Below are 13,548 nucleotides of genomic sequence, written 5' to 3' on the forward strand. Positions count from 1 at the left end.
CAAATAGTATTGTTAAAGTTCTAATAACTTTCTAATAGAATTCTAATGAAATTCTAATGACTTTTTGAGTGCGAAATTAATTTCTATAGGTAATTTTCGATTTAAATAATTGCCTATGATAGACAGCAAGCAAGATATCTTTAAAGTAATTGACAATTTGGCCCGCATTACTGATGTTAAATCTACACTCATCTTTAAAAACAACTCACTTGCCTTGCCCTTGGTAAGCATTGTTATCCCCACTTATAAAAGAGCAACCTTACTGAAATCTGCAATTGAAAGTGCTTTTAATCAAAAAAACTGCCCAGCCTTTGAAGTTATTGTGGTAGACGATGACCCCGTAAGAGGATGCGAGACCGAGCAAATGATGCAAGGTTTTGCCAACAAAAAAATAAGCTATTTAAAAAACGAACAAAACCTGGGGCAGATCAATAACTGGAACCGTTGCTTTGAATTGGTCAATGGCGAATGGGTGGTTATGCTGCATGATGACGATCTGCTCCTGGACTTTTTTTTACGTGATTGTTTCACCGTTATAAACCGGCATCCTGAGACGGGGCTTTTAAAACCTAAATGGCACCATTGGGTTGATGATGGCGGCAGGCAGCCTGACATTATTGATGATAAGAGTGCCGGCGACTTGCAGCGTGTTTATGAGATAGACCAATTAATGGCTGACCATATAGGAGCGCCAACAGGTATAATTATTAACCGGGAGAAGTTTTTTAAGGCAGGAGGTTTTAATCCTGATTTTTTTCCGACTGCCGATAAATGTTTTGTTACCTTGTTTGCCCACTATTTTAAGGTTTATAAACTTAATAAAACCGCCTCCGTATACCGGTTTTTCTATAACGATTCATTAAAGACCGAAGTTCTTCAAGGCTTTTTATATAATGATTTTTACCTTTTTAAGCAGCTGTGTAGTCGCTTTAAAATCCCGGCGTTAATAGCCGATAATTTTTTAGGTTATAAGCTACGTAACATTGCGGGCTATTACAAAAGCATTAATCCTGCGTTTTCTTTTGATAAAAAATCAATTGGTTTAACAGAGCCGGGTAGAATAGTTGGAAGAATATCCTATATATTAACAGATAAAATTGTTACAGTCTATCGTAATTACTATGAGTTATTTGGGGCGCTGGTGTTTAGCAGGCGCCGGCAAAAACTTAACCGTGGCTTCTTAACGCAACAAAAAGTTAAAAAGAGCACTACCGGCTTATCTGTGCTTGCGTGGACCCTGTCGCAATTTTTAGAAGAAGGTTGCCTGGTATTTTTTGAGGGATGTGAAACGGTCTTTAGTTTGTAAAGTTCATCTGTTTGCTAAGGAGTGGCTCAGAGCCGGGTGAGTCACCGTGAGCCCGGCCGAAGATGGATAGATAAAAACCAAAAGCCCTTGCTGTTATGCAAGGGCTTTTGGTTTTTTAATCCCACCAGGTTTCGCCCGGTACCATATATTTCTCTTTAACCAGCTTTTCGTTAAGGGTAATGCCAAGGCCTGGTTTGCCATTAAATTGCAGGTAACCATCCTTTAACATGTCAATGCCGTAACCCAAAACTTCAGGGTCGCCATTGCAGCTTTTTCCATCCTGATTAATGGCTTGATTCATGAAGGCTTCGTGCCCAACAAACTCACGCACTGTTGCTGCCCAATGTGCAGATGCTATTGTAGCAACCGGCCCGGCAACGTTATGTGTAACTACCGGGATAAAGTAAGTTTCGGCCATGTCGGCTATCTTCTTGGCTTCCAGCAGACCGCCTGTCATAGAAACATCTATCTCAATTTTATTTACCGCGCCGTTTACAATAAACGGACGGAAATCATCGCGGGTATATAAGTTCTCTCCTGTTAATATGGGCACCGGTGAGCGCTCGGTAAGCTTTACCCACTGATCGTTATAAGCAAATGGAAGCGGGTCTTCCAGCCACCATGGCTTCATTGGGGCGACAGCATGGGCAAGGCGCAGAGCGCTGTCAAAATCCATCTCCCAGTGGGTATGCACCACCACTTCAAAATCGGGCCCTACCGCATCGCGTACGTTTTGAAAACCACGGGCGTTGCGGTCCACTTCGTTATTAGATAGCATGCGGTTATCCAGGCGTTCCCATTGCTGATCGCGAATATAATCTACCTTAGCTGCAGTCAGCTTCCAGCGCTTCATTTTTTCGGCATATTCAGCACATGAGTCCTTGCTTAACAGATCGCCCGGACGGGTGGTGCAATAAGCACGAACTTGTTTACGGTGCGCGCCACCACCTAATATATTATGAACCGGCTGGTCTGCCAGTTTACCAAGAATATCCCACAACGCCATCTCTATGCCTGTTATGGCATGTTGTGGTATACCATGGTTACCGCCATAGTAAGATGTGCGGGTGCTCATTTTAAATAACAGGCGCTCCAGTTCATATGGATCCTGCCCCATCAGGATAGGTTTAAAAACCGATGTAATGATGTCTTTAGCACCAAAGCTATTTTCGTCGTGATGGCATTCGCCTATCCCGATCACTCCGGCATCAGTTTCAATTTTAACCAATAAGCTGGGCCTGAAACCTATTTTTGTTCTAAGGGTTTTAATGTTAGTGATCTTAACCTTGCGTACGTTGGGCGATGCTAACAGATCAAGGTAAGGCATAAACACGGTTGCCGCGCCGGCAACGGCCATCTTTTGGATAAAGCTGCGTCTTCTCATTTAAATAGCGGTAATTATATAATTGGTTAGCGGCCTGGTAGACAGACCTGATAGCCAAATATATTATTAATTGTGCTAATCAAACTTATTTAGCCAAAAGTTTTTGTTTATTAGGAAATGGAAAAACGTGAGCGTAAAAACGTTTACAAAGTTTATAATAAAATTGCCCTTTGGTTTTCAGAAAACAGGGCGACTGACCTGCAAGAGAAGGGCTATCTGGATTTTATATTAGATAAAATACCGGTTAACGGCACCATTTTAGATCTGGGCTGTGGCACAGGAAAGCCAATATTAGAATATTTGGTGCGGTGTAACGTAGATGTTATTGGAGTGGATGCAAGTGAGGAGATGCTGAACATAGCGAAAGCCAGTTTCCCTTCAATATCCTTTTTATTGCAGGATATGCGGCTACTTGATTTGAATAGAAAGTTTGACGCAATGATCTCCTGGAATAGCCTGTTTCATTTATCGGCAACAGATCAACAAGCCATGTTCCCGATTATAAAAAAGCACCTGAACCCTATGGGTTTGCTGCTTTTTACATCAGGGACGGAACGAGGGGAAGCATGGGGAATGAATGGCGGAAAACACCTGTTTCACGCCTCGCTAAACACTAAGGATTATGAGCAGTTGCTAATTGACAATAATTTTAAAGTATTAAAGCACGTTGTTAACGACCCTGATTGCGCGGAAGCAACTATTTGGATAGCCCAGTACTGCCCTACAAAAAATGATCAAAAGTATCGCTTCTGATGCCTAAACGCAGTGTTTCCAACGGAATAACATCATTAGGGGCAATGTTACCTAAGCTTACGTTGGCGCCAACCAATTTAATGAACCAAACCTGTTGTGGCTTTTGTGGCGCCTCCCATATTATGGTTTGTTCCGGTATTTGCGTTAAGATCTCGTCTACCAAGCCCTGGCGCACCTCGCCCGAGTCGCGGTAGATACCAACATTGCCGCTTTCGCGGGCTTCGGCAATAACCTTCCATGATCCGGCCTCTATTTCAGCTTTCATCAACTGGATCCATTTGTAAGGGGCAAAGATTTTTTGTACGTCTTTTGAGCCCACTTCTGATATAACGGTTACCTGTTTAGCCAGCTCGGTTATATAGCGGCATTTTTCCTCATGGCTTATCTCAATAGAGCCATCAGAAACTTCGGCATAAGCAAGGTCATACCTATCCAACAGGCGACGATAATCATCAAACTGCCCGCGCACTATCATGGCTTCAAACAGGGTACCGCCAAAGTAAACCGGGATACCGGCGTCTTTATACAACTTAAGTTTTTGATCCAGATTAGGCGTGACGTATGACGTGGCCCAACCCAGTTTCACCATATCGGTATACGTACCGGCAACTTCAATAAAATTCTCCACCTCGCGCAAACTAAGGCCCTTATCCATTACCATAGTTATCCCACTGTCTCTTGGCTTTTGTACTCTATCGGGAAGATTATTGATGGTGTAATTCATAAAAAACAACGTAAACTTTGAGCTATACGGGGTAAAAGTCATAAAAAAAACTAAAACCCGAAAGCGTTTTAGTTTAATTTTATGTTAACGGTGGGCAGGCACTTACCTGCTGTAACGGTTAATAATATCTAATATCACCTTGTTTTCCTGCAACTGTGGTAGATAATCAAATAATATATAATGCTTCTCCGGATCGGCGGCCAGGGCCAGTTCCAGGTAATTAAGCGCCTCGTTATAATCACCTTTGGCAAACAGATATGCCACCATGCGGTAATATAATTCAGCGGCATCAGGGTTATTCTTAATCGCCTCCGCCATTATTTCAATAGCGCCGGTTAGCCTGGTTTGCTCATATAAAATAGAGGAGTAATCCAGCCAGGCATCCACATCAATAGGATTGAGTTCAACCACTTTTTCGTAAGCCGCTTCGGCTTCTGCCAAATGACCAAGTTTATATTCGGCGTCAGCAATGGCAAACCAATAGTCGGCGTTGGCAACGTCCAGGTCAAGTGCTTTTTTGTAAAAATGCAGCGCCTCAAAATAGCGCTCTTCAAAATCAAGCGTAACCCCTATGCCGAACCATGCATCAGACAGCTTGGGATCCATCTTTACAGATTTTTTGTAGAATACCCGCGCATCGTCCATCTGCTCCAGCTTTTCATAACACTCACCGATGGCGCAATACGTGTCAGCGTTGGGTTGTTCGTACTCAAAAGTATGGCGGTAAACCTCAATAGCCTCAGCATATTTCTCCAGGTTAACAAGTGCGTTGCCCTTATTAAAATAAGCCGATGCAAAGTTGTCTTTTATTAAGATAGCATAATCATAAGCATCAATTGCCTTTTCAAACAAGCTTAGCTTTGTAAAAGCATTACCCAGGTTGTACCATGCCGCATAGCTGTACGGCTCGTTATCAATATATTGCTGATAAAACTGCACGCTTTCCGCCTGATTGTCCAGCACGTCATAGCAAAAAGCAAGCTCGTAAAGCGCGTCCTGGTTTTCCATATTCTGCTTTAGGCACAGCTTCAGGTACTTTACGGCCGTCTCGTAATCGCCCATGTTTTGGTATACATAGGCAATGTGCAGCAATATCTCGTCTATTTCTTCTGCCAGTTCAAGTGCCTTTTCGTAGTTCTCCAAAGCCTCGGTAAACCGCTCCATACCTTCGTAGATGTTACCCCGGATGATATAAATATCCGCATCAGAAGCCTCCAGCATGGCAGCCTTATCCAGCGCAGCAAAAGCATCGTCAACCTTGTTGGATATCACCAACAGCTGGGCCTGCTTTATCAGGAAAACGGCAGCAAAAGGATGTTGATTGATTGCGTACTCTGCAACCTGTAGCGCCCGGGCGGGGTCGTTCTTTTCGATGTAGTAATCGATAATGTTCTCAAACGCCTGGGCATCAAAAAAGTACTGGTCCTGATTGCGAATCATTTCCTCGTACCGCTCTACCGAGAATTTTGGATCTTCGGTAAAGCCAAATTCAAATTCTTCTTCCATTCAATAGCGTTTTCAGAACATTCCTTCCTAACATACAATTTTAGGTTGAATATTAGGTTTTTTAGTTGTGTTTAAATTACAAGTTAAACCCCCATCTATGCAATTAAGTTTTCAACATACAAACATTGGCTAACAGCTGCAATTGCAATTGGTTGATTATTAATCAGAAAGCATTTGCGGCGGCAATGAGGCGGGATAAACTGTAATTGCCTTAAAAGATTTTTAACTTTGATCAAATCTACAAAATATGGATATCAATATTAGCGATACGCTGAAACATTTACATATAGATGTTATTAATGAGGCTTTCAGCACGGGTGGCAAATGGGGCAGCAGCAAAGGTGCCGAATTGAAACAGATCGCTTCCCCTGTTGATGGCAAACCCATCGCTTCGGTAAAAATGGCTACGCCTGCCGATTATGATATGGTTGTTAAACAAGCGCAGACTGCCTTTATAACATGGCGCACCCTACCTGCGCCCAAGCGCGGCGAAATAGTGCGACAGATAGGCGAAGCGCTCCGCCAAAACAAACAGCATTTGGGAATACTGGTATCATACGAAATGGGTAAAAGCCTGCAGGAGGGCTTGGGCGAAGTGCAGGAAATGATAGACATTGCAGACTTTGCCGTTGGCCTGAGCAGGCAGTTGCACGGTTTAACCATGCACTCTGAGCGCCCCTTGCACCGCATGTATGAGCAATATCATCCGCTGGGCGTAGTGGGTATTATATCTGCATTCAACTTCCCGGTGGCGGTATGGAGCTGGAACGCTATGCTGGCCTGGATATGCGGCGATGTTTGCATCTGGAAACCATCAGAAAAAACACCATTAACAGCCATCGCCTGTCAGCATATAGCGCAAACTGTTTTTGCAGCAAATGGCGTTGACGAAGGTGTATCATGCCTTGTCATCGGGGATCGTAATATTGGTGCATTGATGGCAAACGATGCCCGCCTGCCATTAATATCAGCCACGGGCTCTACACGCATGGGTAAAGCCGTTGGTGCGGCAGTAGGTGCGAGATTAGGGCGCAGCCTACTGGAGTTAGGCGGCAACAACGCCATTATAATTACAGAAAATGCCGACTTAGATATGGCCCTGATAGGGGCCGTATTTGGCGCAGTAGGTACGGCAGGCCAACGTTGCACCAGTACCCGCCGACTTATTATTCACGAAAGCGTTTATGATGCCTTTAAGCAAAAACTGGTTAATGCTTACGGGCAGATCCGCATTGGCGACCCGCTGGATGAAAACAACCACATGGGGCCGCTGATTGACAGCGATGCGGTTAATAGTTATTTAAACGCTATTGAGGCCTGCAAAGCCGAGGGTGGCCGCTTTGTGGTGGAAGGCGGAAAGCTGGAGGGCGGGGCCTATGAATCCGGTTGCTATGTAAAACCCTGCATTGCCGAGGTGGAAAATAATTATAAAATTGTGCAGCATGAAACGTTTGCCCCAATTCTGTATCTTATCAAGTATAAAACAATTAACGAGGCTATTACCATGCAAAATGGTGTGCCACAAGGTTTGTCATCTGCAATTATGACCAATAATTTGCGGGAGGCGGAAACATTTTTGTCTGTTACAGGTTCAGATTGTGGTATAGCTAATGTCAACATAGGCACTTCGGGTGCTGAAATAGGCGGCGCTTTTGGTGGTGAAAAAGATACAGGCGGGGGCCGCGAATCAGGCTCGGATGCCTGGAAAGTTTATATGCGCCGGCAAACCAATACCATTAATTACTCAACAAGCTTGCCCCTTGCGCAAGGGATAAAGTTTGATTTGTAGGAAGGAGCAGGTGTTTCAGAAAATATACGACACAAATGAAACATGCGAAACAGATTTATTGTTAAACAACTGATAGTTAGCTATTTGCAATTTTAAGATGAAACAAAATGAAACTACTTATAAGTCAGTTAGTTTAGCTGTAATTTGTGGTTAAGTCTCTGTTTATCAGATGAATGAAAAAGCAATAAATTTACGCGTTAATGAAATGCGATTTTGTAGTTGGTTTAATAACGAGAGTTGAAATTAGTGCCGATTGAAACAATGATATGCAACCGAACTCCCCTCTTGAGAGGGGGCGTGTTGGACTGCGCGGTTGCGGGGTGTGTTAAGTAGCTCACATAACACACCCCTGCACCCCTCTCGAGAGGGGAATCGCACCGCCCGCCGCTTATTTTTGATATGTCGAATACTCAGTTTCAAATACCACCACCACGATTTAACCATATTTTAAATATATTACGCAAAATTTAGATAGATGAGCAGTTTGAAGAAACATATGTTTGGCCCGGTATTGGTCGGGGCCTTTTTAACCACCTTTGGCGGGTTTGCGCAACAGGCGCCTAAAGCTGATGCGCCAAAAAACTGGCATACCCTTGACCTTAAAACCGACGGTTATTATGGCATTAGCTTAAACCAGGCCTACAAACTGGTACAGGGTAAAAAAAGCAAAACCGTTGTAATGGCCACCATTGACAGCGGTATTGATACCGCCCAAAACGACCTGAAAGGCATTTTATGGGTTAACACAAAAGAGATACCCGGTAACGGAAAAGACGATGACAAAAACGGCTATATAGATGATATACATGGCTGGAACTTTTTAGGTGGCCCAGGAGGCAAATGCGATTATACCGAAACCACCGAGGAGGTACGCGAGTACAATCGCCTTAAACCTAAATATGGCACGCTTACTTCAGCCCCTGCCAATGATGCCAAGGGCTATGCCTATTGGTTAAAGGTTAAAGCTACGCATGACGAAACTGTACAAAAATCAGACGCAGAGCTTAAGCAATATTCGCCAATGATGAATGCTTTGATGGTAACCAGCGGCTACCTTAAACGGGAAATGAAACTGGATGCGGCAGGAACGTTTAAAAAGGCCGATGTAGAAAAACTTACTACTGTTGCCAATGATACCATTGCACAAAGTAAAGGGATCTGGATGCAGATATTTGACCAGCAAGGCGGCGATGAGAATAACGGCAAAATAATAAAAGAGCTGAGCGACTACATGGCCAAATTGAATAATGACCTTAATCCGGACCTTACCACACGTAAAACCATTGTTGGCGATGATCCGGATGTTCAGGATGGTAAGCCGTATGGCAGCGGCCTTGTCAAATTTCCGGATGCTTCGCACGGAACAGGTGTAGCGGGTCTTATGGCTGCAGCACGTGGTAATGGTTATGGCATAGATGGTGTGGCCGACAATGCGCGTATCATAGCCATAAAAGCTGTACCTAACGGTGATGAGTATGATAAGGACATTGCCAACGCCATTCGCTACGCGGTTGATAACGGTGCTAAAGTGATCAACATGAGCTTCGGTAAAAAACTATCGCCACATAAAGACTGGGTTGATGCTGCTTTTAAATATGCTGCCGCCAAAGATGTACTTTTAGTACAGGCATCGGGCAATGACAATCAGGATGTGGATGTAAAACCGCAGTTCCCTAATGATACTTTTGAGGATGGATCTGTAACCGATATGCCTAACGTAATTTGCGTAGGTGCCTCGGGCGCAAATAAAAACGAAACGCTTGCTGCCACGTTCAGTAACTACGGCAAAAAGAACGTTGATATCTTTGCACCAGGTGCAAAAGTTACTTCAATTGACATGGATGCCGAATTTAACACGGCCGATGGTACCAGCTTTGCATCGCCCATTGTAGCCGGCATTGCAGGTTTAATATTAGAATATTACCCAACACTTAGCGCAAAACAGTTAAAGCAAGTGATATTACAATCGGCTACGCCACTTACCGGCACGATGGTGCTTAAACCCGGCAGCCAGACAGATAAAATTGACTTTACCACGCTTTCAAAAACCGGCGGCATTGCAAATGCTTACAGAGCATTGCAGATTGCTGCTACAATGAAGGGCGAGAGAAAGTAGGTTTAGATCAGTAATGCGTTGATGAATGATTTTAAGGCGGGCTTCGGTTCGCCTTTTTGTGCTGCGTCTTCAATATATGACATTGTTTGTCAGTCAAGATTGCACCTGCCCCGGAGGGGCTACCTGTTTGTAGTACTTTACCCCGCCCACACATTTTGCTCCGTAGGTGCAACCCATAGTAAAGCGACATAACAAGCGTAGGGCAGCCTACGGAGCTCTGATTCCTATAATATATTTCTACAAACAGGTAGCCCCGTTGGGGCAGATATCGCTTGTAGAAATATATTGAAGGGGATTGGGAACTGATAGCTTTGGCAACTTTTTAAAAGGGGCCTCCATGTTAGTTCGGATTTTAAATCCGGACCAACGCAACATGATGCCGAATATTAGCAAAAGGCATACCTTTAATTGCTTATAAAAACCCGATCATCAGTAACAATCGGATCCGGTGCAGGCTCTATTGCCTCAATTGTAAGCATTTTGTTGGTTGACAAGGTTTTTTTGAAACGGTCATTGATCATTTGAAACTTAATTGGCAGATAGAAAACAATGTCGCCATGCATGCCTAATTTACTGCGCAAATACCATTCGGGTCTCGACTTGAAAAACTGATTTACGGCATCCCTGAATATTTCATCCTGATACTTTGCTATCTCAAAACTTACGCGCCCGCTAACAGATGTGAATTTTACAATTACCCATCCGGTATAGTTGTTATCTTTTGCCACCGCCGGATACTTTAAGTTATTATAAACAGAGGCGAGCAGATCTTTCTCAATAACAGGAGCTTTTAGCAGCGTTTCAATTGTTATTTTATATTGCTTGTCGGCTTTAAGAGTGCCATTGGCATTGTAAAGAGTTGTCGATTGGCTTAATCCTATAACCGGAAGTAATAGCAATAGTATAATCAAAGTTTTCATATATAGCCCCATCATTTTACCGCAACTCCTTAATCAGGTAATAGCCGTTAATATTTAAGTTATCATCAAGCGCTTTATTGTCCATATTAAAGCTGATACTCGTTACCACCAGCGCCACCTTAAAGCCATTTATTTGCTTAATAATAATCATAGTTGCTAAAGGAATTTTGTCGGCGTCGCCCGGGTTATATTTTTGGGCATCAGGCTTAGTTTTTACTTCGGAAAGTTGCTTTTCAAACTGGTTAATGTCAAATTCAAAACGCTGCCCGTTAACTAAAAGTCCAATTATTTTTCCGTTCAGTTTTTCGGTACGCTTTAAGCTTAGGTTGTTCACTTTCAACACAGTAGAGTCCGCGCCGAGTCCTGTTAGCATATAATCGTATTCTTTCAAATCTACTACATCACTTTCCGATTCAAAACTGTAGTAACCCCCCATCGTTACTACAGTATCTGCAAATCCATATCTGCCATAGTATTTATTCAGTTTTAAATATTTTATCATCCACTCGGTTTTTAGGTATTTAAACTCATAGCGGTTAAAATAAATGTTACGCTCCTTTCCTTTAGTTATCGAATCACCTATTAGGTCCAGGTTCCTGCTTATGTAGGGTTGCAATGAAGCAAAGTCGTGCTCGCGAACCAGGTATTCTACTTTACTTGCTGCCTCGGCGCCCGATGTTGAATCAATTTTCGTTGTAAGCGGCTTTAGTTTACCATCATTAAAGGAGTTGTGCTTTTTAAAAATATTGACCAATATGCGCGTTTGCGAGTATTTAGAAACAGAGAACGCGCTTTGAGGCCCGTAAACCGACAATAGTGTTAAAATCGAAAGCGAAACCGGGATTAGTTTAATGTTCTGCTTTTTAAATAACAGGAAGTAAACAGATATAAACAGCAGCCAGAAAGCCAGCACTATTAAAAAATAGCGCTCTTCTGTAATCCCATATTTAAATACCCTTGTACCCACCGCCACAAATAGCAGGGCCAGCAATGGCAACATTAAAAAATAAAAACTTCGGGCATAGGTTTTTAGCCATTTATTCTCTTCGCGTTCGCGGATGGGGTAAACAAGCAGTAAGGATAATATACCGAACACTGCATAACCTAATATAATGTTGGATACATAGCCCTTTGGCAGGCTCCATTGCAGCAGTATTTTAACCTCGTATGCCAATAGGATCAAAACATACACCGTAGCAAGCGGCACCAATACATATTGGGTAAAAACCTTCAATCCTTTAGGGTAAGAGTCATCTTGATCAAGAGTGCTTAAATCTACAGGCACTCCCGCTAAAAAGAACAGCGTATTAAACATGCCCGCTATCCAGATCCAAAGAATGAGGAAAGTATCCCACTCAAATTTAAAATTGAACAAAAAGTTAAGCGCGCCTATTGCAGCCGCCAGGCCCAGGTATAATACCCCACTATAAAGCACACTGGTTAAAAAACGCAGAAACAAGGTTTTATTAAATTGCCAGAAACCCTGTATATGGCCGCTTATTGTAAAGCCGGCATAAGCTACCAGTAAATGGAAGGATAAGCTTAATAAAAAGAACCGCATATAATCGCTTTGCCGGTAATAGGGATCTATAAGGGTACATATAAGTATTGCAAGCACTACTGCTGTACCCCTTAAGCCCCATTTAGTTAATGCTGATGGGTTACGGCTCCGCGTGTAAAGGGTGATTGCCAGGCTAAGTAACAGCCCAAGGTTAGCGGTCATCATTATTCTTACGCACCAGCTTTCGCCCACGCGGTTAATGTTATCTAATTCAACATTCACTGTTGCGGCTATGGTGCCAATAAGTGCAAAAGCAACCTCAAGCGGATATAATGCTAATGTTGTTTTAAAACCTTCGGCAAGGCTTTTTATTGAAGGGAATTTCATGCTGTGAGCGGCTACGGTTTATATTAGTTTGTCTAAAGTACAAAATCTGCATCGTTACCGTAACAAAAACCATTACAGCAACCCTACTCAATTGCTTTTCACACATTAGTGCTTATATTTGCGGCAGAAAACATCATACTTTACTACACGATGAGAGAAATACAATTCAGAGAAGCGCTTCGCGAAGCAATGCAGGAAGAAATGCGTAAGGATGAAACCATATACTTGATGGGTGAAGAAGTTGCCGAGTATAACGGCGCTTACAAGGTTAGTCAGGGCATGTTGGATGAGTTTGGCGCTAAACGTGTTATTGATACGCCCATTTCTGAATTAGGTTTTGCAGGTATAGGCATTGGCTCTGCCATGAATGGTTTAAAGCCTATCATTGAGTTCATGACGTTCAACTTCTCCCTGGTTGCAATTGACCAGGTGATAAACGGCGCGGCCAAGATCATGTCAATGAGCGGCGGTCAGTTCTCTGTACCCATCGTTTTCCGCGGCCCAACTGGCAACGCGGGTATGCTAAGTTCGCAGCACAGCCAGTGTTTTGAAAACTGGTACGCTAACTGCCCCGGCTTAAAGGTGGTTGTACCATCAAACCCTGCAGATGCGAAAGGGTTGTTAAAATCATGTATAATTGATCCTGATCCTTGTATTTTCATGGAGTCGGAATTAATGTATGGCGATAAAGGCCCGGTTCCCGAAGAGACTTATTATATTGAGATAGGTAAAGCTGCTGTAACCAAGCAAGGTACTGATGTTACTTTAGTTGGGTTTGGTAAAATAATGAAGGTGGTTAACGCTGCCGCTGCTGAGTTGGAAAAGGAAGGCATCAGCGCAGAGGTTATCGACCTACGTACAGTCCGCCCCATTGATTATGCTACTATAATTGAATCGGTTAAAAAAACCAACCGTTTAGTATTGGTTGAAGAAAGCTGGCCTTTAGGCTCAATAGCTACCGAAATTGCATTTAAAGTACAAAAAGACGCGTTCGACTACCTTGACGCACCAATACTACGCATTATGGGTGGCGATGTGCCACTACCTTACGCACCAACGCTTATACAAGAGTATCTGCCCAACGCAGATAAGGTTGTAAAAGCGGTAAAAGAAGTAATGTACGTTACAAAATAATATAACAGAAACGCCCCGGATAGGGGCG

General features: G+C 43.1%; 10 protein-coding genes. 5 read left to right on the top strand and 5 right to left on the bottom strand.

The features are described from left to right. Positions 1 to 115 precede the first annotated feature (115 nt). Entirely contained in the window at positions 116 to 1,306 is a 1,191-nt protein-coding gene (locus ACVW2L_RS18625) for a glycosyltransferase family 2 protein (protein ID WP_457129455.1), read from the top strand. Between the two features lie 115 nt (positions 1,307 to 1,421). Here the strand turns inward: ACVW2L_RS18625 and ACVW2L_RS18630 are convergent, their stop codons facing one another. After that, positions 1,422 to 2,690 carry a mandelate racemase/muconate lactonizing enzyme family protein gene (locus tag ACVW2L_RS18630; protein WP_457129456.1) on the bottom strand — a complete coding sequence of 423 codons (1,269 nt, stop codon included), beginning with the start codon at positions 2,688 to 2,690 and terminating at the stop codon, positions 1,422 to 1,424. A 117-nt stretch (positions 2,691 to 2,807) separates the two neighbouring features. Here ACVW2L_RS18630 and ACVW2L_RS18635 point away from each other — a divergent pair, with 117 nt between their 5' ends. Beyond that, on the top strand, positions 2,808 to 3,443 hold the full coding sequence (locus tag ACVW2L_RS18635) for a class I SAM-dependent methyltransferase (RefSeq protein ID WP_457129457.1): 636 nt from the start codon (positions 2,808 to 2,810) through the stop codon (positions 3,441 to 3,443). Here ACVW2L_RS18635 and ACVW2L_RS18640 read toward each other — a convergent pair. Beyond that, positions 3,412 to 4,167, bottom strand: a complete 756-nt coding sequence (locus ACVW2L_RS18640) for a phosphosulfolactate synthase (protein ID WP_457129458.1) — start codon at positions 4,165 to 4,167, stop codon at positions 3,412 to 3,414. The genes ACVW2L_RS18635 and ACVW2L_RS18640 overlap by 32 nt on opposite strands. A gap of 102 nt (positions 4,168 to 4,269) precedes the next feature. Then, positions 4,270 to 5,673: a tetratricopeptide repeat protein gene (locus tag ACVW2L_RS18645; RefSeq protein WP_457129459.1), complete on the bottom strand. Its 1,404-nt coding sequence runs from the start codon at positions 5,671 to 5,673 to the stop codon at positions 4,270 to 4,272. A 247-nt stretch (positions 5,674 to 5,920) separates the two neighbouring features. Between ACVW2L_RS18645 and amaB the strand changes: the two genes are divergently transcribed. Further along, positions 5,921 to 7,462 carry an L-piperidine-6-carboxylate dehydrogenase gene (gene amaB, locus ACVW2L_RS18650; protein WP_457129460.1) on the top strand — a complete coding sequence of 514 codons (1,542 nt, stop codon included), beginning with the start codon at positions 5,921 to 5,923 and terminating at the stop codon, positions 7,460 to 7,462. Positions 7,463 to 7,937: 475 nt separating this feature from the next. Next, positions 7,938 to 9,578, top strand: a complete 1,641-nt coding sequence (locus ACVW2L_RS18655) for a S8 family serine peptidase (protein ID WP_457129461.1) — start codon at positions 7,938 to 7,940, stop codon at positions 9,576 to 9,578. A 404-nt stretch (positions 9,579 to 9,982) separates the two neighbouring features. On the opposite strand, the gene ACVW2L_RS18660 is transcribed toward ACVW2L_RS18655, so the two are convergent. Further along, complete coding sequence (locus tag ACVW2L_RS18660; RefSeq protein WP_457129462.1) at positions 9,983 to 10,498, bottom strand: hypothetical protein; 516 nt, start codon at positions 10,496 to 10,498, stop codon at positions 9,983 to 9,985. 16 nt (positions 10,499 to 10,514) lie between these two features. After that, positions 10,515 to 12,386, bottom strand: coding sequence for a DUF4153 domain-containing protein (locus tag ACVW2L_RS18665; RefSeq protein ID WP_457129463.1), 1,872 nt, complete (start codon positions 12,384 to 12,386; stop codon positions 10,515 to 10,517). A gap of 135 nt (positions 12,387 to 12,521) precedes the next feature. Here ACVW2L_RS18665 and ACVW2L_RS18670 point away from each other — a divergent pair, with 135 nt between their 5' ends. Continuing rightward, on the top strand, positions 12,522 to 13,520 hold the full coding sequence (locus ACVW2L_RS18670; RefSeq protein WP_457130214.1) for a pyruvate dehydrogenase complex E1 component subunit beta: 999 nt from the start codon (positions 12,522 to 12,524) through the stop codon (positions 13,518 to 13,520). The last annotated feature ends 28 nt before the right edge of the window (positions 13,521 to 13,548 follow it).

This window comes from Mucilaginibacter sp. HD30 (genome assembly GCF_054061755.1).

What these genes read in the sequence shown, in the direction of transcription:
- ACVW2L_RS18630 (WP_457129456.1), bottom strand. Translation starts at nt 2,690, where the DNA reads ATGAGAAGACGCAGCTTTATCCAAAAGATGGCCGTTGCCGGCGCGGCA.
- ACVW2L_RS18645 (WP_457129459.1), bottom strand. Translation starts at nt 5,673, where the DNA reads ATGGAAGAAGAATTTGAATTTGGCTTTACCGAAGATCCAAAATTCTCG.
- ACVW2L_RS18635 (WP_457129457.1), top strand. Translation starts at nt 2,808, where the DNA reads ATGGAAAAACGTGAGCGTAAAAACGTTTACAAAGTTTATAATAAAATT.
- ACVW2L_RS18625 (WP_457129455.1), top strand. Translation starts at nt 116, where the DNA reads ATGATAGACAGCAAGCAAGATATCTTTAAAGTAATTGACAATTTGGCC.
- ACVW2L_RS18655 (WP_457129461.1), top strand. Translation starts at nt 7,938, where the DNA reads ATGAGCAGTTTGAAGAAACATATGTTTGGCCCGGTATTGGTCGGGGCC.
- ACVW2L_RS18665 (WP_457129463.1), bottom strand. Translation starts at nt 12,386, where the DNA reads ATGAAATTCCCTTCAATAAAAAGCCTTGCCGAAGGTTTTAAAACAACA.
- amaB (WP_457129460.1), top strand. Translation starts at nt 5,921, where the DNA reads ATGGATATCAATATTAGCGATACGCTGAAACATTTACATATAGATGTT.
- ACVW2L_RS18660 (WP_457129462.1), bottom strand. Translation starts at nt 10,498, where the DNA reads ATGAAAACTTTGATTATACTATTGCTATTACTTCCGGTTATAGGATTA.
- ACVW2L_RS18640 (WP_457129458.1), bottom strand. Translation starts at nt 4,167, where the DNA reads ATGAATTACACCATCAATAATCTTCCCGATAGAGTACAAAAGCCAAGA.